The following is a 23,234-nucleotide window of genomic DNA, read 5'->3' as shown; positions in this document are numbered from 1 at the left end:
ACTTGTGTAATGTCAGTTACCTAGAGACTAAAGTCTCTGCTCGGAGTGCAAAGTCCGCCTTCGCGGACTGATTAGCTAGTCCGCGAAGGCGGACTTCGTATCATTAGCCCCGATTTTAATCGAGGGCGGTGCTGAAACGAAGCTAATATCCTTTTATGTAAGAGTTCTGTGGGTAGAGTATGGCGCGATCGCTAAAGGCTTCTGTTGAGGGACTAAAAAAAGCAGAACTTGCATTTAATACCAAAGGCAAGACGCAAGAATATCTAGCTGGAAGTGTTGATTGTACGCGCCAAGTTGTCATCAATTTTTTTGCTAGAAGAACCGTAGCAACTAGATTTTTTCAAGCGATCTGCACCGAATTAGGTTTGGATTGGAGGGAGATTGCCGAATTAGACGCGGATATTCAGGCACCTATTCAAGATGTCGATCTCGATGCACTCGTTTTGGAAGTTCGCGAAAAGATTCATGCCAGTATTCAGAAACGCTGTGGCACGATGCGGGTGCTGGATATGGAGCAACCAATTACCATCGATTCCATCTACACCAGCGTTAATATTCTGGAGAAAATTTCTCGCAATCAACGGCGCAGCATTGAGGAATTGCTGGATGGGTGCGAGATTGAGAACTTCGATCGATTTATATTAGGCACAGTTCGACAAGAACGCATCCCCGCCCTAAAAGCTGTCGAACGTCATGACAAGTTGATGATTTTAGGGAAGCCCGGAGCGGGAAAAACGACGTTTCTCAAGTGGTTGGCATTGCAATGTAATGGGGGTAAATTCAACCAAAATCGAGTACCTTTGTTTGTCACTCTCAAGGAATTTGCAGAGACAGAAGGACAACCCGATCTGCTGAGTTTTATTGGCAAACAATTGACAGAATGGGGGATTGAGAATGCCGATGTGGTGGGGGCGAAAATTTTGCAGGCTGGTAGATTGATCGTGTTGCTGGATGGATTGGATGAAGTTAAAGCACAAGACCACGATCGAGTTTTAAATACGATTCGCCAGACTGCCGAGAAATTTGATGCCAGTCAATTTGTGATTACTTGTCGGATTGCGGCGAAGGAATATATCTTCGAGCAGTTTACCGAAGTAGAAGTTGCCGATTTTGATGATGAGCAGATTGCTGACTTTGCTCACAAATGGTTTCAACTGAAAGATCCCGTCAAAGCCAAAGAATTTCCCCAGGAGTTAAAAGCCAATCCTGGATTGAAAGAATTAGCTACCAATCCGCTGTTACTGACACTCCTGTGTTTGGTATTTGAATCAGGTGGTAGATTTCCTGTCAATCGTGCCGAACTCTACAAGGAAGGCTTGGATGTATTGCTAAAAAAATGGGATGCCAAGCGGAATATTAGACGAGAAGAGGTTTACAAACAACTATCGCTCCAACGCAAAGAAGATCTCCTCAGTCAAGTTGCTTACAATGCCTTTGAACGCAGTGACTATTTTTTTAAACAAGGATTTGTCGAGGAGCAAATTCGGGAGTATATTCGGAATTTACCGAATGCTAGTAATGACTCCGAAACGCTGCAACTCGATAGTGAAGCGGTGCTGAATTCAATTGCGGCTCAACATGGATTACTGGTAGAAAGAGCGCGGGGAATTTATTCTTTTTCTCATTTAACTTTTCAGGAATACTTTACCGCTCGGTGGTTCAAGGAAAAAGCTGATGGGGATTTTGGTGCCCTGATTAGCCATCTTACCGATAAGCAGTGGCGGGAGGTATTTTTGCTGACGGTGGGGATGTTGCAGAGTGCGGATAAGTTGGTGCTAGGGATGAAGCGGGAAATCGATCGTCTTCTGGCTCAGGACGAGAAATTGCAAGAATTTCTGTGTTGGGTAGAGGAAAAATCTCGATCAACAAAGAGTCGCTATAAACTTCTTGCTGTTCGAGCATATTATTTGATTCTTGCTAGTCCTCGTGCTTTTATTCTGATTATGACTGCTCTAGGTGTTGTAGATCGTTTTTTGAATAACACTTTTGCTCTTGCTCGTGCTCTCGATTTTAATCACGATCTTGGTCATTTTGATCTTGATCCGGAGTGTATTGTAGGCCCTGATGTTGCATTCAATCAAGAGCACGACCACGATCATGCTCTTGATTATGCGGTTACGGTCTCGATTGCTTTTGCTCTTGATTGCGATCGCAATTATGCTCGCGCTCTTTCTGGTGCTCAAGATATTGAGCGTAAGCATGATTATGCCTGTGCTCTTGCTCGTGCTCTTGCTTATGCTCTTGCTCGTGCGATTGAATCCACCGAGTTACAAGAATCGCTGCAACAACTAAAAGATCGATTGCCAGATACATCCTCAGAAAATCATGAGAATTTTGAGCGTTGGTGGCAGGCTAATGGTCGAGACTGGGCGGAGGAATTGAGAGCAATTATGATTCAGCATCGAAACATCGGTCACGATTGGCAATTTAGCGAAGCTCAGAAAGAGTTACTCCAGCAATACTATGATGCCAATAAGCTGCTGGTAGACTGTCTCAATAGTGATTGCTATGTGAGTCGGGAAGTGAGAGCGGAGATTGAGGCTAGTTTGTTGTTACCGATTAAGTCTCGATCGTAACTATTGGAGATTCGATAAAACCCATTCGATATCTTCTGGTGGGGGCGGGCGGGTTCGTTTGATATCCAACAGTAAATCGATATTGGCTAGCATAAACCCGCCCCTACAGATCCATCAGATCCATAAATTCATACATTCATCCATATACATTTTCATCGATAACTCGTAGGGGCGGGTTTATGCTAGAAATCCTCGCCTAGCACTACCAACTCCGAACAAACCCGCCCACCCCCACCATTATCTGTCGATCGATTTCAATCGATCGCGGTGCCCACGCTAAAATGGAAAATTAAATCTCAGAAAGATGAAATCACATGGCAAAAGTCAAACGACGACAATTTGGTGGTTTGCCACCCAAATACAGTTTCATGGTCAATCCTTACCCAGAGGAACGAGTCTCCCGCTGTCCGTTATGCGATCGCAAGACTGGACAACGCAAAATACCGATCTTGATTCATGTCAATCCCCATCACTTAATTGCGCTGAACTATACTTGTCGTTACTGTCGAGATTGCGATCTCCTCGTCGCCCATAAACATGAAATCGAGTACTATCTGACTGCATTGTTTATTCAGCAAGCTCCTGATACGATCGGTAATGACTATCTAGCTATTGGCACAGTCGAGAAAAGTGTGTGGAAAGAAGGGTTAAAACAGAATCAAACCACCAATGAATTTTTGCCGCACGCCAGTGATTTTGCCACCTATTATGAGGAATTACAGCTAACTAGAGCAGGTTACTACAAGGCAGACCAAGAGCCACCGATCGCAGTACCCCCGCCATCTCAAGATTGGGTCAAGACGATTCCTAACCCAGTCAAAATCAACCAACGAAAGACTTTTAATCAACTTTAATCAACACCGATCGCATCCTGCGCCTCTTTAGCCAGTTCTAGCTCCAATTCATCTGGATCGATTAAATTGGTTTCTACCATCAACCGCTCCAGAGCCAAGAGCCACCGCTGATAATAATCCCAGCTTGGATCGTCTAGAGCGTGTGCGGATTCCCACTCACCGATCGACGTAATCAACTGTTGTCGGAAGTCTTCCCATTCATAGTGTCCCTGCTTGGCTAGCGCGATCGCCATCCCAAACGCCCGACCTTCCCAGGAATCCTCAAAAAATAGATCGCCGTCACAGCGCGGTGGGGACTCTTTAGATCCTAACATACTGGTGGCGGCGAAATGCTCGAATTGAGTTTGCATTGTTTTATTTTTGTAGTTTAAGCAACCTTAATTTTGCCGACACCCATCATCGATTCTGGGGTGACGATCGCCGCCAATTGGGCTTCAGTCATCTTGGACGTGCCCTGTGGCCGTTCTGGCAATACCGACCAACGAATTTGGGCACTACTATCCCACACATTAATTTCCACGGCTGGATCGATCGTCAAGCCAAATTCTTTCAGCACGGCGCGGGGTTCCCTAACTGCGCGGGCGCGGAAGGTGGGATCTTTGAACCAGTAAGGCGGCAAGCCCAAGGTCGGCCAGGGGTAACAGGAACAGAGGGTGCAGACAATCAAGTTATGCACCTTAGCGGTATTTTCGACTATTTTCAGGTGTTCCCCTTCAGCACCAGACATCCCTGGGGGAAACTTCATCTCCGCGATCGCGGCATTGGCATCTTGCAACAACCGCGCCTTAAAAGCCGGATCGACCCAAGCACGAGCCACGATTTTTGCCCCATTGAACGGACCCATTTCTGTCTTGAAATACTTCAAGACTTTATCCACTGTCGCCCCCGTAATCACACCTTTCTTAACCAGCAGAGCCTCTAAAGCACGCACTCTAGCCGCACTGTAGGTTTCTCGATCGGTATCATACTTAAAATGCTCGTATCCACTCATAAAATTTCCTCCTCAAACCGCTTCCAAATATGCTTCAAATAGATCGTCGTAGTAAGTCGAATTGGGTTCGCTCATGTCTTTGCCCCAAATATCGGCAGGCTTAAAGGACACCAGATAGACAGGCATGGGCGCACCGATACCATCAGGTCCCGTCGAAAAGAAGTAGTTGTAAGCGTCTGGATAGACTAAATAAACAATGCCTATTTTGCCCCGGAGATGACCTGGGAGCCGCGTATGATCCACGACCATCGGGTCTTTGACCTTCACCTTCATCCCTGTCGTAAACTTGGGCTTGGTGGAGATCGATCGCTTCGGTGAATCGCCTTCGCGGAGATATTTCACAACTTGGGTATCGATCGCTGGATTCCCGCCTGCTGGTGGCTTAAAACTCTTCGACTTGGGGCGAGTGAGGTAGGTGGCAGTGGCTGCATCCAGTTCGGCTTTGGTGATATATCCTTTCTCAATAAAGAAGCCCGAAATACCGCCCAACCATTTTTCGTAATAGCGCAACCGGAAGTAGTCAAATGGTTGCATCCCTTCGGCTCCGGTGCGCAGGTGTCCCCACGTCCAAAAATCTTTGAATTTGGTGGGCACTTTCTTAATCTGGTACTTGGGTAAGGCGGTATCGAGATGATTGCTCAGGGCCATCATCGCCACATGAATCCCAAAAATGCGTTCTTCCCAAGGCTGGACAAATACCTTTTTTTCAGTGCTGACGGGGCCGAGATTTTCAACGCCGCCCAAATAATGCTGTAGCTTCATCTCTAGTTTTCCTCTCCAATTGGTGATGTTAGTCTGGATCTAAAATCAGCCACCGACTTCAACGGGTGTTTCCAGTCGGCAAGCATCAAACTCAGCCTTTAACTGCTGTTCATCTAAATTGCGCCCAATGAACACTAGTTCGGTACGGCGGATTTCGCTTGGCTGCCAGGGTTTACCCGGTCTACCATCTAGGGTCATGTGTACCCCTTGAAAGACAAACCGCCGCGCTTCGTCATCCAAATTGACGATTCCCTTCATCCGAAAAATATCGGCACCGCGATCTTGCGCCAGTTGATATAGCCAGCGGTTGACCTTGACACTACTGAAACTGCCCGTAGTGCTGATACCGACGGAAGCGATCGACAGATCGTGCTCGTGGGCATCCTCGGTCAAAAATTGGGGGTCGATGCTCAGAGCCTGTTTCAGGTCAAAGGCTTTTAAACCCAATAATTTATCTAGACCGATTTGACAATTCTGGGTGCGGTACAATTTAGCGATCGCATTCATGCTGCGGATTCGCTGTTCTAGCTCATCCAGAATTGTGGGCGAAACCAAATCGCTCTTGTTCAAGATCACGACATCGGCAAAAGCAATTTGCTCTTGAGCTTCGCTGCTATCCCAGTGCTCCCAAATATGCTTGGCATCGACGACTGTCACGATCGCATCCAATTCGGTTTGGGCATGAAGTAATTCATCGACAAAGAAAGACTGGATCACCGGAGCCGGATCGGCAAGTCCGGTAGTTTCAATCAATAAGGCATCAAACTGTTCGCGCCGTACTAGTAACTTGCCGATCGTCCGAATCAGATCGCCTCTGACAGTACAGCAGATGCAGCCATTATTCATCTCCACGATTTCTTCATCGGTACCAATCACGAGCTGGCGATCGATCCCAACTTCGCCAAATTCATTCACAATCACGGCGATTTTTTGACCGTGATTAGCTGTCAAAATATGATTGAGCAGGGTGGTTTTGCCAGCCCCTAGATAGCCCGTCAACACGGTCACAGGAATTTTATTAAACATGGACATCCCAGCCTTCCTTACTAAGCACAGACAACTCGAAAGCCAATCATCCGATTGAGGGAATCAGCTTCATAGGCCGATCGACTGGCGGAACGCAACTGACTCGGATGGTCAGCCCAACTACCACCACGTAAAGATCGCAGGTCTGAATCTCCATTTTTAATCCAGGCTTGACTATCCCTGGGCGCACCTTGGTAAGTTTCATGCCAGCAATCGGCACACCATTCCCACACGTTGCCGTGCATGTCATTTAAACCAAAGGCATTGGGAGCGAACCGATCGACATTTGTAGTTGTCGGTAGATACTCACTGGGAGATTCCCCCCCATAGGTAAATTCAGTGCCGTAGTTAGCAAACTCCGGGGTGAGGGTTGCACCAGTACTAAAGGGCGTGGTCGTCCCCGCACGAGCTGCATATTCCCACTCGGCTTCACTGGGCAACCGATAGTTCCGCTGCGTGTGTTGCGAGAGCCGATCGCAAAACTCGACCGCATCCAACCAGGACACCGATTCCACTGGTCGATCGGCACCAACAAAATGGGCAGGATCGGGAATTAACGCTCGATTGACTTGGGGGAGTTGACTCACCGCCAGCCATTGAGCTTGGGCGATCGGATATTTGGACATGAAGAAAGGCTGGACTGTCACCCGATGCCCTGGTGTTTCGCTAGTCGATCGATCTATTTCGAGATGGGCGGATCCCATCTCAAATTCACCTGCTGCAATTGCGACCATTGTTAAGGGAATACTATCGCCTAGCTCGGTCGTAAAAAACTGAGCTTGTCGCGATCGACGATCGATCTCTCGACCATTTAGATCGATCGTCGCAACATCAAAACTAACGGATTTTAGATCGCTCGCTAATCTCCTAAGTCGATTTTCTTGATGATGATTGAAAGTCGCCGCCAATGAATTAGTACCAATGCCACTGAATAAGGCAATACTGCTCAAACTGGCATATTGAATTAACTGTCGCCTTTTCACTATAAATTGTCTCCAAGCCCCGTGAATAATAACGAAATAGCTGGACAAAGAAATGGTTACTTGGTTTTATTTCACACTAATCGTAGTGCTTCGATCGCCACAAATTCGATCTCTGTCGATCTCATAATACAGCTTACAAAGCTGTTGAAATAGTTGCGTTTTAATTTTCACGAAATTAATTTATCACGGAGATTTAGATAATTATGTTTTGCAAGATACTATTTTTTTGAATTTCGTAAAATCGCGATTGACTTACTAGATCTATATTTTAGTTACATACCAAATTGGCAATAATATCGATCGATCGAACCAGAAGCAGCAAATTTATTGTAACTTTCACTACTTATTACTGAGACAAGAAGCAACATAATTCGAGTGTTATTAGACCATTTGCAGAGTTGATATGTACTTAACTCCCAGAGAGGTTGAACGGCTAACTGTGTTTACAGCCGCTGAAATCGCCCGTCGTAGGAAGGAAAAAGGTCTCAAACTGAATGTGCCAGAAGCGATCGCCTATATTATTGATGCCACGATCGAAGGCGCACGCGAAGATAAATCCGTAGCACAGTTGATGTCTGAAGGAGCGACGTTACTAACAACCGAGGATGTCTTACCAGGCGTAACTGAGCTGATCCCGATGATTCAGGTGGAAGCGCACTTTGCCGATGGGACTAAGTTAGTCAGTATTCACAATCCAATCCGTAGCCCTGGATGAACATGCGATGACAAATATCCCCACCTCAAATGCCCCAACTTCCTTTCCTGGTGAAGTGCTCTGTGAATCTGGTTCATTGCAGCTAAATGCTGGTCGAGAGACTAAAACTCTTACAGTGGCGAATTTAGGCGATCGCCCGATCCAAGTTGGCTCACATTATCACTTTCTAGAAGTGAATCGGGCTTTGCAATTCGATCGCTCCCAAGCTTATGGATTTCGGTTGGACATTCCGGCTGGCACGGCGATTAGATTTGAGCCTGGAGATACCAAAACTGTCTCATTAGTAGCGATCGGCGGTACAAGACATATTCAAGGACTGAATGGCTTGGTAAATCAGGCGTTAGATGCTCCCAATGCCAAGGAAATGGCGATGGAGCGGGTGCAAAGATTGGGCTACAGCACAATAGTAGAGGAGAGTCATGGAAATTAGTCGGGAGCGTTATGCAGAGCTGTTTGGCCCCACCACAGGCGATCGGATTCGGTTAGGGGATACATCTTTAATTGCGGAAGTTCAGAGAGATACCACTGTCTATGGTGATGAGTGCGTATTTGGTGGTGGTAAAACCCTGCGGGATGGTTTGGGCTTGGCTTCTGGAGTCACAGCAGCAGAGGGAGCATTAGATCTTGTGATTACCAATGTGGTGTTGATCGATCCGGTGCAGGGGATTGTCAAGACAGACATTGGCATCAAAGATGGCAAGATTGTAGGAATTGGTAAAGCAGGCAATCCTGGTGTGATGGATGGAGTACAGCCAAATCTAATGATTAGTGCCAATACAGATGTGCGATCGGCTGAAGGTTTGATTGCTACCCCCGGGGGAATTGATTGTCACGTTCATTTTGATAGTGCGGGTCTCTGTGCCGAGGCACTTTCTAGCGGATTAACGACGATGATTGGGGGTGGGTTGGGGCCAGTCACCGTGGGCATTTGTTCGGGTGGAGCCTATAATATGGGCTTAATGCTCCAAGCTTCCGAAGGATTTGCGATTAATTTTGGCTTTTTGGGTAAAGGGAGTTCGAGTCTCCCAGCAAGTCTCGTCGAACAAATAGAAGGCGGTGCGATCGGACTAAAAATCCATGAAGATTGGGGCGCAATGCCTGCGCTGATTGATACCTGTCTTTCTGTTGCCGATCTGCACGACTTTCAAGTCCAAATTCACACTGATACGCTCAATGAGTCTGGCTATGTAGAAGATACGCTTGCAGCAATTCGTGGTCGCACGATCCACATGTACCATACGGAAGGTGCTGGCGGTGGACACGCTCCAGACATCATCAAGGTGGCTTCCTATTCTCACTGTCTACCTTCTTCCACTAATCCCACCAATCCCTATACAGTTAACACCTTTGATGAACATTTAGATATGGTGATGGTCTGCCATCACCTCAATCCCAGAGTTCCCGAAGATGTCGCCTTTGCCGAATCGCGGATTCGTGCCGAAACTATTGCGGCGGAAGATATTTTGCACGATCTGGGTGCCATCAGCATGATGGGATCTGATAGTCAGGGCATGGGCAGGATTGGCGAAGTAATTTGTCGCACTTGGCAATTGGCTTCCAAAATGAAAGACCAACGTGGCGCACTTCCTGAAGATAGCGATCGCCATGATAATCAACGAATTTTGAGATACATCGCAAAATACACAATTAATCCTGCCAAAACCTGTGGAATTGATTCCCATGTAGGTTCGATCGAACCCGGTAAAATCGCGGACATTGTGCTTTGGCATCCTGGTTATTTTGGAGTTAAACCAGAGCTAGTAATTAAGGGAGGCTTTATCGCTTGGTCGCCTATGGGTGAATCAAACGCCTCGCTGATGACTTGCGAACCAATTCTGTATCGTCCGCAATGGGGCAGCTATGGCAGTGCCAAGCAGTCTACTTCTTTTTGCTTTGTGACTCAGACTGCTCTAGATTGCGGCTTAGCCGATAAGCTGAAACTTCGCAAACAACTTTTGCCAGTCAAAAACACCAGATCCCTGAGTAAAGCAGATATGTTGCATAACACCGTCTGTCCTGAAATTGAAGTCGATCCCGACACTTTTCAGGTGCGGGTGAATGGTGAAATCGCTACCTGCGAACCTGTCTCGCGAGTGCCGCTCGGTCGGCTGTATATCTTCAGGTAAACATGAAAAAATCAGTGGCGCGTTTGGGTGTCGGTGGGCCAGTCGGCAGTGGCAAAACGGCTCTCCTAGAAAGGTTGTTACCCTTACTCATGCAGCAAGGGATCGAAGTAGCTGTAGTAACAAACGATCTGTTGACGCAAGAAGATGCCGATCGCCTCAAGCGTCAAGGAGTCTTACCTGCCAATCGAATTGTGGGTGTGGAAACAGGTAGTTGTCCGCATACAGCGATTCGCGAAGATCCGACAATGAATTTGTTGGCAATCCGCAATCTAGAGAGAGCTTTTCCTGAACTCGATCTGGTGTTTGTCGAAAGCGGTGGCGACAATTTGGCCTCGACATTTAGCTATGACTTAATTGATGCCTATATTTTTGTCTTGGATGTGGGCGCAGGCGATGATATTCCCCGCAAAAATGGGCCAGGGTTTATGCAAGCCGATCTGGTGGTAATTAACAAAATTGATATTGCGCCTTATGTGGGAGCCGACCTGAACATCATCGATCGCGATGCTACGGAACGACGAAAAGGGAAACCGATCGCCTATACCAACTGTAAAACTGGTGAAGGATTAGATCGAGTGATGCAGTTCATCTTTGACAAATTACTATTTCAGTCCGTGCGATAACTAGCTCGATTCTCCAAGGAGCGGCTACGTATCGAATTAAAACGATCGAGCCTTTATTGAGGGGCGATCTTCCAGGCATGGTTAAGTTTGGTGGATCGATTCTCCGTTGGAGAGGCTACGCCAACGAATGTATAGGCGTGAATACCGATGTGATTTCGATCGAACAGTTGCACTAGATCGATTGCATCATTAAGTGGCCATTTCGGGATAGTATTTCATTCCTAAACTAGATAATTGCCAAAGTTGTTAATGCAAAATACTTCGGATAAATTTTGTATGAATTGTCGATCTGGATTCATGCTATTCGCTACAGAGCGTAATAGCAATTAGCATTGTATCTCAGCTATATAACGTTCCCGTTCACCCGCCGCTAATAGTCTCTTGGACTTAACCAACTTGCTACGGTCGGTGTGCAACGGGTTTGTTATACAGTCCATACATTTAATCTGATTCTGCTCGTGGAGGTTGTGGATTAAACAGTTCAATTACAGGCTTCAGATCGAAGTACATCGTGCGGTAGGGCACTTCTGGAGGAAGGCTTTCATGAGGATCTGCAAAGTCGAAGCCCAGTTTGGTATAAAATCCTGACGCATCATAAGCTGGTTCAACATCTCGATCGTATAACGCATCTACCGTCACAAAGCGCACTCCAACAACGGGAACAATCTCAGACACCACATATTCGATCGCCCACTCCACCAAATGACGACCTGCTCCTTTTGCACGTCGATCGACAGCTAGTAAGCCAATTTTGACAGCAGGAAAAGTTTGATACTTTACGCCTTCTTCTGCCAAGATGGGATTTTCAACTTGCAATTTGTCAGCCAGAAGGGTGATGTAACCTGCTAGAGATTCCGTGCTTCGGATCGCCCAGCAGTGGCAAATATGAGCATCTGCTTCCCGCTTAATCCTGCCTTGTTTCCAATAAGTGACAAATTCTCCTCGAAGACAACGAAACCCCTGTCCTAAGTTGAGGATGTCAGGGGTGAGGCGTTCGACCGGAATCTGGGAAAAGTCTATCCCTTCAAACTTACTTTGACTGGGCATTAGCTTGAGCTTGGTTACGACGATCGGCAATACGTTTGGCTAATGCAAGAGCGCGTTCGTTGGTGACGGATTGACCTGCTTCGATCGCTTCGATCAGCTTTCGCGCTTCTTCACCAACAACTGGCTTCGATTGGGTATGAAAAGGGTACTTCATGGTAAACAATTGACCTAGGTACAATCCAAGTATAGCAAGCCTTCATACCTTCTGTGTCTTAAATGTCTGTAAGCAAGGATCGAACATGCTGTTGAAAGGCAGAAAACCCACCTTTAGAATCCCAAGCTTTTTTGAAAGTGGGCAAATCCTCTAGCCTCATGGCATCAGATCCCTGACTTGAAGACTGAACCCCTTGTGAATGTGTTGCTATTTTCAATTCATGAAGGAGATCTACTATGCAACCATCTAAATGTTTCACCACCATACCCATTGAGGGTATCAAAGTGAGTTACACCGTTTTTGCAAAATCGCTGTAATAATTTAACTTCTCCATCAGGCGTTTCCAAGCTCCATGGAGATGCTGCAAATAATGCTTCAGATTCCAGCCGATAGCCATTTTCATCCATATACCATTCTTCGTCGCGATCTCGATCGTCCTCACCCAACTCCTCAAATTCTTCTTCGGTTTCGTCGTCAAGGACTAGACACTTTACGGTGCAATCATCATACTCTATTAATTCAAATGGAAGTTCTTTACCGTAATATTTCAGTTTCATCAGACTCTCCAATCTGCATAACGGTGAAGTTGAGTCGCTGTCAATAATATTAAACTTTTGAAGATCGTTTAGATGTCGGCTCCAACGCATTGTTAGACGGTTTATATTTGTGACTGAGTTCGAGTGCGTTACAAAAACTATTAAGGCGATTCAGCAAAGCATTATAGTGGGGATAAGCATCTTCTCGTTCCTTTTGAAGAAGAGCATACAAAGTTAATTCTGGCTCTGGGGCTAAGTGATAATTGTGAATATCCAAACCTGCTTCGGTTAAACGTGTTGCGGCGATCGCAATTAGTAAAGCCCCAATTGTATTGCGATTACCACTGTGAAGATCGCTTAATCCAGGTAATATTATCTCGGCTCCTGGCAAATCATGGAGACTCATTATCGATCCTCCAATCCTCGATCTTCAAAACGATCGATGAAATTCTCGACTCTGCTTTTGAGTACATCAGCATTAAGAGAGGGAAATCGAATTATTTCAGGCGCAATCGCCTCAAAGCAATCGTTTAGCTCGCTCAGAGAGAATAATTTCCGATCGTACATAGCTTCAACATCTTTAATATCCCGATCGAATCCTCTAGATAGTTTAGCAAGAGCTTGGGCTGTAAAATCATAGTGATAGAAAGAAATTTGACCTCGTTTACCAATGAACACACTTCGATCGCGCCAGCCTGGAAGAGACGGTAAGAAGTCCTGTGGGGAGGCAAGTTCGATATTGATATTCAATTCTTGCTTTAGCTTTGCAATCGCTTGAAAAATGCCTGATGGTTCTGGATCTAGCCGAATATCTACATCTACTGTAGAACCGCGCCAACCAATAAGTAAAGCACTCGTACCACCTGTAAAGTAGATACAGCCTGGACCACGAGCCTCTTTGCCCAATGCTTCCATCAGTTGTTCGATTTTCTGAGGATCGACGCTCGATCTCATAGTTTCACATCAGTGCATGTCAGTACTTTCAATTTAACAGATCCCGCGTGGGTCATACCCGTTTGGGATTAACGATCGCTGACTTTGACTGTTGTGCCATCCCCGATGAACACGAATTCCTCATCATCCAGAAAGAAACAACAATTCACCTTAATCGTTGACTCAAACCAAAAGCATTGCTGCTCATCTTGCTGAAGCTGCTAGAGCAGGTTAAAGACGCAATCCTCATCAAACATGACTCCTGCTTCACCGTTCGCGTAGCGTGTCTGTAGGACAATCGCAGCAAAAATAAAGAAAACACTCGCACTAATCAGCAAATCGCTCGCCCAAGCAGTCGCAATCTGATTCGCAAACGATAGTTGCAGAAATAAGGCGGGAGACATTAGCACCCCTGGATCTTGCAGCAACCAAAACCAAGGCGCAATTGAACCCGCGATCGTCAACCCGATTCATTCGTTAGAAGGTTTAAAGTTTGGTGGGTACATGCAGCTTTTAAGAAAGTGGCATCGCTCCACACAGATTAAAAGCAGTATCGAGCGGGAAGATGGTCAGGAAGGATTGGACAACACAAGTAAAATGATGGAGAAAACGCGATCGATATGTTAGCTGAACTCATTTCTTCGCCTCTAACTACGCTAAATCCTCCAGTTTCCCCGCAACAACTCACTCTAGAGATGGGACTCGATCGATTAGGGCGATCGTTTGTGTATCGTCAGTATGCCACCTATCCGTTTCGGCTGTCGCGACCGTTAAGGCTCGACCCCACCGATGCCCATCGCGCTTATCTATACATTATGAATTCCTCCCCTGGGCTGTTGGCAGGCGATCGCTTTCAGATTGGGGTGAAATTAGGAGATCGCACGAGCCTCTACCTCACCGATCAGTCAGCCTCAAAAGTCCATCTGATGCCATTGGGTCAGATGGCTCGGATCTGTTATGACTTGGAGATTGGTACAGGGTCGTGTTTAGAGTTTGTCCCTGAACCACTTATTCTCTATCGCGATGCAAATTTAGAGCAGACTATCCAAGTAGCGCTCGCTCCCAATGCCAGCCTATTTCTGAGTGAAATCATGATTCCTGGTCGGTTAGCACGGGGAGAATACTTCCATTTCAGTCAGTACTTCAGTCGCCTCAAAGTTTCTACTACCGACGGAGATTTAGTCTTTACCGATGCGATGCGGTTGATAGGGAAAGCTGAACGTCTTACTAACAATCCAATTTTTACATCTCAACCAATTCTTGCCAGCATAATTGTGGTTATGCCAGCCGGAGATTTGCAATCTCTGGAACAGGATTTAGAAGGGTTTGTCCAAAATTATCCAGAGTTAACTGCCGCCTGTTCGTCTTTGCCTAACTGTAATGGCTTGCTAGTGCGCGCGATGTCATCAAACGTACCGATCCTTAAAGCCTATATCAACTATGCTTTGACCAGAATGCGACATCTCAACGGTCAACCACCCTTACCGGAGATCCCCAAATGACAGTTCTAACCGAAACCTACTTAGGTAATCAAGCAATCGATCCATCTCTACAGCAGCAAGTATCGCAAGCGCAACAATCAGGCACATTGCTAGAGGTCTATTTACAACCAGCAGATAGTAGCAAAGGGCGGATTCATGCTTTTTCGACAACGGGTATCGAGCTAGGTATCATCAAAAGCCGCGAGCAGTCTCTCGGTACGGGGGATTTATTCGCAATGCAATCTGGACAATTGCTGTTAGTCAATCTCACTGAGCAAACTGTGATGACGCTGAGTGTTAGTGGTGATATATCCAAACATGCGATCGATCTCATCTATCTGGGACATGTCCTGGGTAATCATCACTGGCCGATTCTAGTCCAAGGCGATCGCATTTATGTAGAAATGGTAGCCGATCGCGCCGTCATGGAAGCCACTGTCCGAAACGTCAACATTCCAAATTTACGTATCGACTATGAGGTGCGCTCTGCCGCTAATCAGATTCAATTTTCGGCTCATGCTCATCACTAATTATCCCCGATCGATGGTTATGATTGATTCCCGTCTGGCTCTGATGCAATTGTCTGATTCTTTTTTCCCATCGGGTTCCTTCACACTTTCCCACGGTTTGGAAGCAATGGTGCAAACTAACCAGATTCATAATCCTCAGGATATAGAAACATTTCTCTATTTGTTGCTACACAACAAAGTGGGTTGTTCGGATTTAATCGCCCTCATTCATGCCTACCGCGCCAGCACCAACAACGATCTAACGGAAGTACGGCGAGCCGATGCATGTTTGTATGCTCAGATGTTAATTCAGACGACTCGTGAAGCTCAGCAACGTAGCGGACAGGCGTTATTAATGGTAGCGCGCTCGACTTGGAACGATCCGCAACTGGCAGCTTTACAGGAGGATATTGATGTCCACAAAACGCCTGGGTTACATCCGATCGTGTTTGCAATGGTTGGGCGTGCAATACATCTGAGTGAAATCGATACGAGTTTTGCGTTCCTCCACAATTTTGTGACGGGAATTGTCAGTGCGGCAATCCGCTTGGGCGTTCTGGGACATTTGGGCGCACAGCAGATTCTGAGCGAGATGGCTCAAGAGATCGACGCGATTGTCTCTCGATCGCGATCTCTCTCTTTGGATGATATGTGGTCTGGTACTCCGGCGATCGATATTGCGCAGATGTCCCACCATCGACTGACTAGTAAGCAGTTCTCAACGTAATTTATAGGTATTAGTTCCGATCGAAAAGCTAGTAGCGATCGATCTCCTACTCTCAGAGAATGGCGCGATTGGCTGGGTGACTACGGTCGATCGATTACTCGCAGTAGATGCTGGTGCAGATCGACACATCAAAAAAACTTGAGATAACGCTGAATTTCCCAATCTGAGACATGACTGTGATATTCCTGCCACTCCTGAGTTTTGAAATCTATATAACTCTTGTACATCAAAGATCCCATTACTTTTTCACTGAGTGGATCGGCTGCAAAAGCGGCGATCGCTTCACCCAAGGTTCGGGGCAGAAACGAGATTTTCATCTCCGCCAACTCTGCCATGGAATAGTTGTACATATTTTCAGTATGTGGCTCGCCCGGATCGAGTCCTTCCCGAATCCCTTCCAGTCCGGCAGCCAAAATCATCGCCGCTCCCAAATAAGGATTACAAGAAATGTCTGCGGCTCGACATTCGACTCGTCCCCCTGCCATTGGAATTCGCAACATGTTGGTGCGGTTATTATTACCGTAGCAAACATAAACAGGTGCCCAGGTAAATCCTGACATACTGCCCCTGGCGATCAACCGCTTATAACTATTCACCGTCGGTGCGATCGTCGCACAGATCGCGGGTGCGTGTTTTAATACCCCAGCAATAAACTGGTAGCCTAGGGTGGAGAGCTTACATCCCCTGATATCGCTAGGATCGTAAAACAGATTTTCTCCGGTCTGGATATCTGCTAAAGACATATTGAAATGGGCACCACTACCCGTCATGTTAGCAAACGGCTTCGGCATGAACGTTGCGAAGAAACCGTGCTTACGGGCAATTTCCTTGGCCATTAACCGAAAAAATACCAATCGATCGGCCATTTTTAACGCATCACAATAACCAAAATCTGTCTCAAACTGGCCATTGCCATCTTCATGGTCGAAGGAATACACATCCCAGCCCAGTTGGTTCATGGCTTCGACAATTTCAGTAACCCACTCGTAGTTATCTAATAATGTCTGGACATCGTATGCAGGTTTTGCCAGGATATCGCGATCGCTTACAGCCGTTACTTTGCCATCTGCCGCTTCTTTTAAGATAAAAAATTCTGTTTCAATCCCCAGATTCAAGGTAAAGCCCATCGCCGCCGCTTCAGCTAAAACCTGTTTTAGAATGCCCCGACTGCAAGCTGCAAAAGGCTTGTCCCCCAGATACAAATCACTGGCAAACCAGGCTACTGTCGGATTCCAGGGCAAAATTGTGGCAGAATCTGGATCGGGATGGGCAGCGACTTCATCATCGCTCACCTCCTGCGGCACTCCATCCAGAGCCGCGCCAGTAAATAGTTCAGATCCGGCCATCATCTGTCCCAAATGAGCCAACGGGACGGATTTGGCTTTACACATCCCATGAATATCCGCAAAGCTCGCCAAGGCATACTTAACGCCTTGGGATGCTAAGGATGTTTGCAAAGCTTGAATTTCTGGCGGTAAGGTTTCAGACATCGATCTTCACTGGTTGAGGTTGTTGGTTAATAAAAATAATGGCAGTAGCAAATAGCCCACCCCCAATACGGTTCGGTCAGACAAATATTGCTTCTAGTTTTAGTCCGCGCAGGCGGACTTAGCAACACTAGCAGCGACTTTAGTCGCTGACTAACCCTGCCATTCTCAATTCAAATAAGTCGTTTAGATCGTTGAATCGTACACTAGATTGATTTGACGATCGAATCGTCGTACAATGATTCGACTTTGATTGGTTGAGTCACAATCTTAAACTCTTCAGCAGCCTTGGCTGTTAGTTCTAGATTCCCAATCAAACTCTTGGGATCGGCTTTGTTGAACGCGATCGCTTTGTTGCCAGCTACATCAAACAACTTAACCCCAGACAACTGTTCTTTGACTTCCGCCGCAGTTACGCCCATTTTGTCACCAGCAATTTTCAGAGCCGCTGGATCGCCAGCCATCACTAATTTTACTGCTTTATCCACCGCGCGGAAATAAGCCTGGAGATCTTTCGATCGCGTTTTGATGAGCTTGTCTCTTACTACCACTACATCGGCAATTAGGTTGGTATCTTTGCTGGAAAAGATGATTTGACCCCCGCCTAACTTGGCATTTTTGGTCAGGAAAGGCTCATAAGTCACCGCCAGATCGACTTGCTTGGCGGCAAAAGCAGCAGCGGCTGCGCCAGCTTCCATATCCCTAATCTTCAAGTCGGCTTCAGTTAAGCCCCCCTGTTTTAAATAGGCTTGGAGCAACACCTTCTCAAACAGCACATTTTCACGGGCAGCATTTTTGCCTTTGGCATCCTTTGGGGTGGCAATGTTGCGACCGAGGATCCCATCAGCACCATTAGAATAATCGACCAAATAGACGATCTTAAGGGATGGATCCTTCGCCGCTGTCTGAATGGCATCGCCCGAAGTCAACCAAGCGATATCCACTTTACCTGCTAGTACCGCAGTAATTTCTTCACTAGCACTCTGAAAAAATAAGTCCTGAACATTCAAGCCTTCCTTTGCAAATAGTTCCTGTTTCACGGCCACATAATGACTGGAATAACCGACCCAGTTGTAAGCTGCGGAGACTAGGGGCGAGGATGCAGTTGTCGGTGCGGGACTCGCTCCAGGTGCAGTAGGATTTGGTTTTTGGCTACAAGCAATAGTCAATGTGAAAGCAATCAGAACTAATAAAACAGAGCGAAACCAAGCCGATATTTTGAACATGAAAACTTAGAAGTAATAGATCGATTAAATAAATGAACTTGAATTAAAAATAGGCAACATCGATCGTCTCGGTGGGAATGAACTTGACCGCATCAGCCACCCTAATCATGTTGTACCGCACCACGCCCAAGGTAACGATCGAAATTTTCAAGGCTTAGAAAATCCTTGCCGAATACTCCAAAATACAGTTGTGTGGCAAACTAGCGTTGGCAAAGCCTCTCGGAACGAGAATCGCCGACTTGTTTGGTTGCCATCTCCCTACTCCTGGCGCATGAGTTGAAGCACCTGCCGCTTAATGGCGACAAATTCAGGCGCGAGCTTAATATCGAGTTCGCGATGTTCGGGTAGATCGATGGTAATCTCACTTTTAACTCGACCCGGACGACAACTCAATACATATATCCGCTGGGACAGATAGATCGCCTCTTCGACATCGTGAGTAATCATCAATACCGTGACATGGGTTTTCGACCACAGTTCGAGTAAAAATTCTTGCATTTGCTCTTTAGTTTGAGCGTCCAAGGCACCAAACGGCTCATCCATCAATAGCACGGCAGGTTCGTTCGCTAACGCTCTGGCGATCGCCACCCGCTGTTTCATTCCCCCCGATAACTGTTTGGGATAACTATTGGCAAATTTTTCTAGCCCCACCACATTCAGGAAGTAACTAACCTTGTCCCGCTGTTCTGATTTGGACATGTGCTGGAATTGCAACCCAAAAGCGATATTTTGGGCGACTGTCAACCACGGATAAAGGGTATAACCTTGAAATACCATCCCGCGATCGGAACCTGGTTTACCTGTGACCGAGCGACCGTCTACCAATACCTTTCCGGTAGAAGGTGGGGTGAGTCCGGCGATAATATTGAGCAGAGTTGACTTGCCACAACCAGATGCTCCCACCAGACAAGTAAATTCTCTGGGGAAAATTTCAAGATTGATATTTTCTAGTACTGTTAAGTGTCGATCTCCTCGGACGGGGTAAGATTTGGAAAGATTTTCAACCGATAGTTTTGGGGCTTGGCGATCGGCTAATTTGACAGGAGTAAATTCTTGAAGTGTGCGACTGTTCATGTATGTCAAAATGTACGAGTTGCTAGCAATTTAGAAAATAAATATAATTCTTGATAAAATATCGACCGAGCTAAACTTTTAATTTCGGCAAGTTGCACTCTTGTTCTCGATCGATCTACAAATTTATACCTAATTAAATAGCACAATGGGTACCGCAAAATGTTCGTCAGGAACAATGTTACTGCTACCCTAGATTTTTGGTGATTAGGATATATTCTTAGATCTAGACCGACGATCCCTGATTAGTCATTATATGCACCCAAAAATGTTTAGCTGGGGCGCGATCGCCCTTTTATTCATGTTTTCCACTGCTTGTGCTAGGCTTTCCTCTAAGCCGCCGACAGCCCCTGGGCAAGCGGAAACCTTAGCAAAGGGACGACTGGCGACGGTATTGAGTAGGGGCAAACTGGTTTGTGGGGTCAGTGGCGAACTGCCAGGATTTAGCTTTTTGGGCAAAGATGGGAAGTATCAGGGACTCGATGTCGATATTTGTCGAGCGGTGGCTAGTGCGATCTTTGATAATCCTCAAGCCGTAGAATTTCGTAATCTCAATGCCAAGGAACGTTTCACTGCCCTGCAATCAGGGGAGGTGGATATTCTCAGTCGGAATACGACTTATACCATGAGCCGCGATACCTCTGTGGGGTTAGAGTTTGCGCCGACGGTATTTTACGATGGGCAGGGAATTATGGTCAAAAAGGCTAGCGGCATTAAATCTTTAGCCGATCTCAAAGGCAAGGCAATTTGTATTCAAACGGGTACGACTACAGAGCAGAATTTGACCGATCGAATGCGTCAGCGGGGGCTAACCTATACGCCTGTGGTGTTTGAAGATGTAAATACGACTTTTGCGACTTACTCCGAAGGGCGGTGTGAAGGGGTGACAGCCGATCGATCTCAACTGGTTTCCCGTCGCAGTACTTTACCAAAACCTGACGATCATATTATTTTACCGGAAGTCTTATCGAAGGAGCCGCTTGCTCCCGCGATCGCCAGTGGCGATTCGAGCTGGGGTGATGTGGTGCGCTGGACGATTTACGCCCTGATTGAGGCGGAAGAGATGAAGCTGACTGCCCAAACGGTGACACAGCAGAGTACTAATCCAGATCCAACTGTGCGGCGGCTGTTGGGCTTGGAAGGGGATTTGGGAAAGGGGATGGGATTACCAAATGACTTTGCGCTGCGGATTATTAGGCATGTCGGTAATTATGGCGAAATCTACGATCGCAACCTGGGGGAGCAAACGCTGCTGAAGTTGCCGAGGGGTCAAAATCAATTGTGGAATCAGGGTGGGTTGCTATATTCGCCGCCGTTTAGGTAGTTATGCGGCTGCGTTCCATCTGGTGAGAATTCGAGATTGCTCGTGCAGCGATTGCGAAATCAAACTATTTCAACATCTTCCTGCCCTGTGAAAGCTTATGAATCGTATTGTCCGGTTTGCAATAATTGTTTTTGTTACATTCTGCTGCATTGTTTCCATTCTATTTCAAGCCCAGCAATCCAATGCGACAATCCAAAAATTAGCCTTTGAACCGCCCGCTCGCGTAAGCATCGATCGTAATATTAACTTTTCAAGACACTTTCGAGATCTCGGAGTTAAAGGTTCAATTCTGATTTATGACTCGAACAATAATCTTGTTCTTCAACACAATCCACAACGGAATAAAACCGCTTTCCCCGCTGCATCAACATTCAAAATTCTCAACTCTCTAATTTCATTGGAAACAAAGGTCATTACCAATGAAATTGCTGTGCTTACGTGGGATGGAATTCAAAGAGAGCTTCCTGGATGGAATCGAGACTTGAATATGAGAGAAGCATTCAAAATTTCCGCAGTCTGGTTTTACCAGGTTCTAGCCCGTCGAGTCGGATATGAGCGAATGCAACAATGGGTAACTCAGATAAAATATGGAAACCAAAATATTGGGAGGAAGGAGGATATCGATCGATTTTGGTTAAATGGATTACTAAAAATTACCCCTCAACAGCAAATTCAATTTCTCCGCCGTCTCTATAATAACGATTTACCATTTTCTGAGCAGTCACTGTCTATCGTTAAGGATATAATGATTAATGAAAGAACTCCACAATACACGATCGGAGGCAAGACCGGATGGTATGGTTTTGGAAGTAAAGTGACACAAAATATTGGATGGTATATCGGTTATTTGGAGAAAGGAAATAAGACTTACTTCTTTGCCACTAATATCGATATTCGGAATGAGAAAGATCCAGCCCTTCGGATGGAGTTAACACGTCGTTGCTTTAAAGATATGGCAGTGTTATAAGCTCGGATATCTATTGCTTAATACGGCATCACAATCCCATTTCCCGGCAAACATATAAAGTTGGCTGGTTAAAGTCGGGGGAATTATTTAACGCCAAGGAAAAGGGAGCTATGCGCGATCGAGTGAAGGGAAGATTAGATGGTTCGATTCCGGTGTGGCGGAGTCGGCGATTTTGGCAGAGCGCGGGACAATTTGGCGCAGCGTTGGGGATTGCGATCGCGTTGGGAGTGTTAGGGGATAATTTGCTGTTCAATCTGGAGCAAATTGGGATTCGGCTGGGTTTTGATTTTCTTGGCTCTCAGGCAGGTTTTACGATTAGCGATACGATTTTGCCTTATACTCCGGCTGATTCCTATCTTCGCGCTTTATTCGTTGGCGTGATAAATTCGCTGCGAGTAATTGGACTGGCTTTGGTATTGGCGACGGCGATCGGCATAACTGCTGGAATGGCGCGGTTGTCAACTAATTGGTTGGTGCGGACGATCGCCCAGATCTATGTGGAAACGCTCCGCAATACGCCGCTGCTGTTGCAACTCTTTTTCTGGTACTTTGCAGTGTTTTTGACTCTACCCAATGCGGCAAATCCACTGCAAATACTGGGCTGGACGCTGAGTAGCAGTGGGGTGATGGGTTGGGGACTCCAGATGTCCTCAGAGTTTGCCTCCTTGTTAGCAGGATTGAGTCTCTATACGGGGACTTTCATTGCCGAAATCATTCGCGGTGGGATTCAGTCGGTACCCCGTGGACAAACAGAAGCAGCGCGATCGCTGGGACTTAAACCATTATCTACATTATGGTTGGTCGTCTTCCCTCAAGCTCTGCGGGCGATTTTACCGCCGTTAGCCAATCAATATTTAAACCTAGCCAAAAACTCTAGTCTCGCAGTGGCGATCGGTTATCCCGATCTCTATGCTATTTCTTCAACTACTTTCAACCAAACTGGGCGCGCCGTCGAAGTAATGGCGATCGTCATGGTTTCCTACTTAATCTTGAGTTTATCAATTTCACTGCTGATTAATATTTATAATCGATCGATTCAATTAGTCGAAAGGTAAACAGTTGACAACGAAGTTTTTAAAAAGGCGATTTAAACCCTTTCCCCTTTCCCCTTTCCCC

The 23,234-nt window shown here is 46.3% G+C and carries 26 protein-coding genes and 1 pseudogene; 12 read left to right on the top strand and 15 right to left on the bottom strand.

All coding sequences use genetic code 11. The features are described from left to right. Positions 1-179: 179 nt before the first annotated feature. Both CHA6605_RS12270 and CHA6605_RS12265 read left to right on the top strand, forming a co-directional pair. Positions 180-2,576, top strand: a complete 2,397-nt coding sequence (locus tag CHA6605_RS12270) for an NACHT domain-containing protein (RefSeq protein WP_015159760.1) — start codon at positions 180-182, stop codon at positions 2,574-2,576. 314 nt (positions 2,577-2,890) lie between these two features. Beyond that, positions 2,891-3,430: a hypothetical protein gene (locus CHA6605_RS12265; protein ID WP_015159758.1), complete on the top strand. Its 540-nt coding sequence runs from the start codon at positions 2,891-2,893 to the stop codon at positions 3,428-3,430. Here the strand turns inward: CHA6605_RS12265 and CHA6605_RS12260 are convergent. Genes CHA6605_RS12260 through CHA6605_RS12240 form a run of 5 tightly spaced genes read right to left on the bottom strand, consistent with a single transcriptional unit; the run spans position 3,427 to position 7,192 of the window. Then, a complete protein-coding gene (locus CHA6605_RS12260) occupies positions 3,427-3,780 on the bottom strand; it encodes a nitrile hydratase accessory protein (RefSeq protein ID WP_015159757.1) in 354 nt (117 codons plus the stop codon). The genes CHA6605_RS12265 and CHA6605_RS12260 overlap by 4 nt on opposite strands. Positions 3,781-3,797: 17 nt before the next feature. After that, a complete protein-coding gene (gene nthA / locus CHA6605_RS12255) occupies positions 3,798-4,421 on the bottom strand; it encodes a nitrile hydratase subunit alpha (protein ID WP_015159756.1) in 624 nt (207 codons plus the stop codon). Positions 4,422-4,433: 12 nt separating this feature from the next. Further along, complete coding sequence (nthB, locus tag CHA6605_RS12250) at positions 4,434-5,183, bottom strand: nitrile hydratase subunit beta (RefSeq protein ID WP_015159755.1); 750 nt, start codon at positions 5,181-5,183, stop codon at positions 4,434-4,436. Between the two features lie 45 nt (positions 5,184-5,228). Next, positions 5,229-6,215: a CobW family GTP-binding protein gene (locus CHA6605_RS12245; RefSeq protein WP_015159754.1), complete on the bottom strand. Its 987-nt coding sequence runs from the start codon at positions 6,213-6,215 to the stop codon at positions 5,229-5,231. A gap of 14 nt (positions 6,216-6,229) precedes the next feature. Then, entirely contained in the window at positions 6,230-7,192 is a 963-nt protein-coding gene (locus CHA6605_RS12240; RefSeq protein WP_015159753.1) for a formylglycine-generating enzyme family protein, read from the bottom strand. A 403-nt stretch (positions 7,193-7,595) separates the two neighbouring features. Here CHA6605_RS12240 and CHA6605_RS12235 point away from each other — a divergent pair, with 403 nt between their 5' ends. Genes CHA6605_RS12235 through ureG form a run of 4 tightly spaced genes read left to right on the top strand, consistent with a single transcriptional unit; the run spans position 7,596 to position 10,656 of the window. Further along, positions 7,596-7,907, top strand: coding sequence for an urease subunit gamma (locus CHA6605_RS12235; protein ID WP_015159752.1), 312 nt, complete (start codon positions 7,596-7,598; stop codon positions 7,905-7,907). A gap of 7 nt (positions 7,908-7,914) precedes the next feature. Next, positions 7,915-8,337 (top strand): urease subunit beta, encoded by a 423-nt coding sequence (locus tag CHA6605_RS12230; RefSeq protein WP_015159751.1) that lies wholly within the window; start codon positions 7,915-7,917, stop codon positions 8,335-8,337. Further along, positions 8,327-10,033: an urease subunit alpha gene (ureC, locus tag CHA6605_RS12225; protein WP_015159750.1), complete on the top strand. Its 1,707-nt coding sequence runs from the start codon at positions 8,327-8,329 to the stop codon at positions 10,031-10,033. The genes CHA6605_RS12230 and ureC overlap by 11 nt, the downstream gene beginning before the upstream one ends. A 2-nt stretch (positions 10,034-10,035) precedes the next feature. After that, complete coding sequence (gene ureG / locus CHA6605_RS12220; RefSeq protein ID WP_015159749.1) at positions 10,036-10,656, top strand: urease accessory protein UreG; 621 nt, start codon at positions 10,036-10,038, stop codon at positions 10,654-10,656. A gap of 441 nt (positions 10,657-11,097) precedes the next feature. Here the strand turns inward: ureG and CHA6605_RS12215 are convergent, their stop codons facing one another. The 6 genes from CHA6605_RS12215 to CHA6605_RS12195 all read right to left on the bottom strand — a co-directional run bounded on the left by CHA6605_RS12215 (position 11,098) and on the right by CHA6605_RS12195 (position 13,790). Then, positions 11,098-11,703, bottom strand: a complete 606-nt coding sequence (locus CHA6605_RS12215) for a GNAT family protein (protein ID WP_015159748.1) — start codon at positions 11,701-11,703, stop codon at positions 11,098-11,100. Then, positions 11,687-11,857 carry a hypothetical protein gene (locus CHA6605_RS35070; RefSeq protein ID WP_015159747.1) on the bottom strand — a complete coding sequence of 57 codons (171 nt, stop codon included), beginning with the start codon at positions 11,855-11,857 and terminating at the stop codon, positions 11,687-11,689. The genes CHA6605_RS12215 and CHA6605_RS35070 overlap by 17 nt, the downstream gene beginning before the upstream one ends. A 218-nt stretch (positions 11,858-12,075) precedes the next feature. Continuing rightward, on the bottom strand, positions 12,076-12,414 hold the full coding sequence (locus tag CHA6605_RS12210; protein WP_015159745.1) for a hypothetical protein: 339 nt from the start codon (positions 12,412-12,414) through the stop codon (positions 12,076-12,078). Between the two features lie 49 nt (positions 12,415-12,463). Beyond that, a complete protein-coding gene (locus CHA6605_RS12205) occupies positions 12,464-12,799 on the bottom strand; it encodes a hypothetical protein (RefSeq protein WP_015159744.1) in 336 nt (111 codons plus the stop codon). After that, positions 12,799-13,347: a DUF6036 family nucleotidyltransferase gene (locus CHA6605_RS12200; RefSeq protein ID WP_015159743.1), complete on the bottom strand. Its 549-nt coding sequence runs from the start codon at positions 13,345-13,347 to the stop codon at positions 12,799-12,801. Before CHA6605_RS12200 ends, CHA6605_RS12205 begins: the two co-directional genes overlap by 1 nt. A 200-nt stretch (positions 13,348-13,547) precedes the next feature. Continuing rightward, positions 13,548-13,790 (bottom strand): DUF2834 domain-containing protein, encoded by a 243-nt coding sequence (locus CHA6605_RS12195; protein ID WP_041547971.1) that lies wholly within the window; start codon positions 13,788-13,790, stop codon positions 13,548-13,550. Between the two features lie 156 nt (positions 13,791-13,946). Here CHA6605_RS12195 and CHA6605_RS12190 point away from each other — a divergent pair, with 156 nt between their 5' ends. From CHA6605_RS12190 to CHA6605_RS12180, 3 genes are read left to right on the top strand one after another with little or no spacing between them, the layout of a single operon-like run. Further along, positions 13,947-14,828: an urease accessory protein UreD gene (locus CHA6605_RS12190; RefSeq protein WP_015159741.1), complete on the top strand. Its 882-nt coding sequence runs from the start codon at positions 13,947-13,949 to the stop codon at positions 14,826-14,828. Beyond that, positions 14,825-15,337, top strand: a complete 513-nt coding sequence (locus tag CHA6605_RS12185; RefSeq protein WP_015159740.1) for an urease accessory protein UreE — start codon at positions 14,825-14,827, stop codon at positions 15,335-15,337. Before CHA6605_RS12190 ends, CHA6605_RS12185 begins: the two co-directional genes overlap by 4 nt. Positions 15,338-15,356: 19 nt before the next feature. Continuing rightward, positions 15,357-16,043 (top strand): urease accessory protein UreF, encoded by a 687-nt coding sequence (locus CHA6605_RS12180; RefSeq protein WP_015159739.1) that lies wholly within the window; start codon positions 15,357-15,359, stop codon positions 16,041-16,043. A 128-nt stretch (positions 16,044-16,171) separates the two neighbouring features. Here CHA6605_RS12180 and glnT read toward each other — a convergent pair whose 3' ends face one another. From glnT to CHA6605_RS12165, 4 genes and pseudogenes are all read right to left on the bottom strand, one after another. Beyond that, positions 16,172-17,533, bottom strand: a complete 1,362-nt coding sequence (glnT, locus tag CHA6605_RS12175; protein ID WP_015159738.1) for a type III glutamate--ammonia ligase — start codon at positions 17,531-17,533, stop codon at positions 16,172-16,174. Positions 17,534-17,736: 203 nt separating this feature from the next. Beyond that, positions 17,737-18,756: an ABC transporter substrate-binding protein gene (locus CHA6605_RS12170; protein WP_015159737.1), complete on the bottom strand. Its 1,020-nt coding sequence runs from the start codon at positions 18,754-18,756 to the stop codon at positions 17,737-17,739. Positions 18,757-18,805: 49 nt separating this feature from the next. After that, positions 18,806-18,904, bottom strand: a pseudogene (locus tag CHA6605_RS37280) (ABC transporter permease); the annotation flags it as partial. Positions 18,905-19,014: 110 nt separating this feature from the next. Continuing rightward, entirely contained in the window at positions 19,015-19,830 is an 816-nt protein-coding gene (locus CHA6605_RS12165; RefSeq protein ID WP_015159736.1) for an ABC transporter ATP-binding protein, read from the bottom strand. Positions 19,831-20,083: 253 nt separating this feature from the next. Here CHA6605_RS12165 and CHA6605_RS12160 point away from each other — a divergent pair, with 253 nt between their 5' ends. The 3 genes from CHA6605_RS12160 to CHA6605_RS12150 all read left to right on the top strand — a co-directional run bounded on the left by CHA6605_RS12160 (position 20,084) and on the right by CHA6605_RS12150 (position 23,173). Further along, complete coding sequence (locus tag CHA6605_RS12160) at positions 20,084-21,151, top strand: amino acid ABC transporter substrate-binding protein (protein ID WP_015159735.1); 1,068 nt, start codon at positions 20,084-20,086, stop codon at positions 21,149-21,151. Positions 21,152-21,248: 97 nt separating this feature from the next. Beyond that, positions 21,249-22,118 (top strand): class D beta-lactamase, encoded by an 870-nt coding sequence (blaOXA, locus tag CHA6605_RS12155; protein ID WP_015159734.1) that lies wholly within the window; start codon positions 21,249-21,251, stop codon positions 22,116-22,118. A gap of 110 nt (positions 22,119-22,228) precedes the next feature. Next, positions 22,229-23,173: an amino acid ABC transporter permease gene (locus CHA6605_RS12150; protein WP_015159733.1), complete on the top strand. Its 945-nt coding sequence runs from the start codon at positions 22,229-22,231 to the stop codon at positions 23,171-23,173. The last annotated feature ends 61 nt before the right edge of the window (positions 23,174-23,234 follow it).

The organism is Chamaesiphon minutus PCC 6605 (assembly GCF_000317145.1).
Lineage (GTDB): Bacteria > Cyanobacteriota > Cyanobacteriia > Cyanobacteriales > Chamaesiphonaceae > Chamaesiphon > Chamaesiphon minutus.
Note: the sequence above shows the minus strand (reverse complement) of the source record. Positions and strands in the feature narration are given on the sequence as shown.

Coding starts and splice junctions, on each gene's coding strand:
- nthB (WP_015159755.1), bottom strand. CDS start 5,183: ATGAAGCTACAGCATTATTTGGGCGGCGTTGAAAATCTCGGCCCCGTC.
- CHA6605_RS12245 (WP_015159754.1), bottom strand. CDS start 6,215: ATGTCCATGTTTAATAAAATTCCTGTGACCGTGTTGACGGGCTATCTA.
- blaOXA (WP_015159734.1), top strand. CDS start 21,249: ATGAATCGTATTGTCCGGTTTGCAATAATTGTTTTTGTTACATTCTGC.
- nthA (WP_015159756.1), bottom strand. CDS start 4,421: ATGAGTGGATACGAGCATTTTAAGTATGATACCGATCGAGAAACCTAC.
- CHA6605_RS12270 (WP_015159760.1), top strand. CDS start 180: ATGGCGCGATCGCTAAAGGCTTCTGTTGAGGGACTAAAAAAAGCAGAA.
- CHA6605_RS12230 (WP_015159751.1), top strand. CDS start 7,915: ATGACAAATATCCCCACCTCAAATGCCCCAACTTCCTTTCCTGGTGAA.
- CHA6605_RS12165 (WP_015159736.1), bottom strand. CDS start 19,830: ATGAACAGTCGCACACTTCAAGAATTTACTCCTGTCAAATTAGCCGAT.
- CHA6605_RS12235 (WP_015159752.1), top strand. CDS start 7,596: ATGTACTTAACTCCCAGAGAGGTTGAACGGCTAACTGTGTTTACAGCC.
- CHA6605_RS12180 (WP_015159739.1), top strand. CDS start 15,357: ATGATTGATTCCCGTCTGGCTCTGATGCAATTGTCTGATTCTTTTTTC.
- CHA6605_RS12210 (WP_015159745.1), bottom strand. CDS start 12,414: ATGAAACTGAAATATTACGGTAAAGAACTTCCATTTGAATTAATAGAG.
- CHA6605_RS12190 (WP_015159741.1), top strand. CDS start 13,947: ATGTTAGCTGAACTCATTTCTTCGCCTCTAACTACGCTAAATCCTCCA.
- ureG (WP_015159749.1), top strand. CDS start 10,036: ATGAAAAAATCAGTGGCGCGTTTGGGTGTCGGTGGGCCAGTCGGCAGT.
- CHA6605_RS12170 (WP_015159737.1), bottom strand. CDS start 18,756: ATGTTCAAAATATCGGCTTGGTTTCGCTCTGTTTTATTAGTTCTGATT.
- CHA6605_RS12265 (WP_015159758.1), top strand. CDS start 2,891: ATGGCAAAAGTCAAACGACGACAATTTGGTGGTTTGCCACCCAAATAC.
- CHA6605_RS12205 (WP_015159744.1), bottom strand. CDS start 12,799: ATGAGTCTCCATGATTTGCCAGGAGCCGAGATAATATTACCTGGATTA.
- CHA6605_RS12150 (WP_015159733.1), top strand. CDS start 22,229: ATGCGCGATCGAGTGAAGGGAAGATTAGATGGTTCGATTCCGGTGTGG.
- ureC (WP_015159750.1), top strand. CDS start 8,327: ATGGAAATTAGTCGGGAGCGTTATGCAGAGCTGTTTGGCCCCACCACA.
- CHA6605_RS12215 (WP_015159748.1), bottom strand. CDS start 11,703: ATGCCCAGTCAAAGTAAGTTTGAAGGGATAGACTTTTCCCAGATTCCG.
- CHA6605_RS12200 (WP_015159743.1), bottom strand. CDS start 13,347: ATGAGATCGAGCGTCGATCCTCAGAAAATCGAACAACTGATGGAAGCA.
- CHA6605_RS12185 (WP_015159740.1), top strand. CDS start 14,825: ATGACAGTTCTAACCGAAACCTACTTAGGTAATCAAGCAATCGATCCA.
- CHA6605_RS12260 (WP_015159757.1), bottom strand. CDS start 3,780: ATGCAAACTCAATTCGAGCATTTCGCCGCCACCAGTATGTTAGGATCT.
- CHA6605_RS12160 (WP_015159735.1), top strand. CDS start 20,084: ATGCACCCAAAAATGTTTAGCTGGGGCGCGATCGCCCTTTTATTCATG.
- CHA6605_RS35070 (WP_015159747.1), bottom strand. CDS start 11,857: ATGAAGTACCCTTTTCATACCCAATCGAAGCCAGTTGTTGGTGAAGAA.
- glnT (WP_015159738.1), bottom strand. CDS start 17,533: ATGTCTGAAACCTTACCGCCAGAAATTCAAGCTTTGCAAACATCCTTA.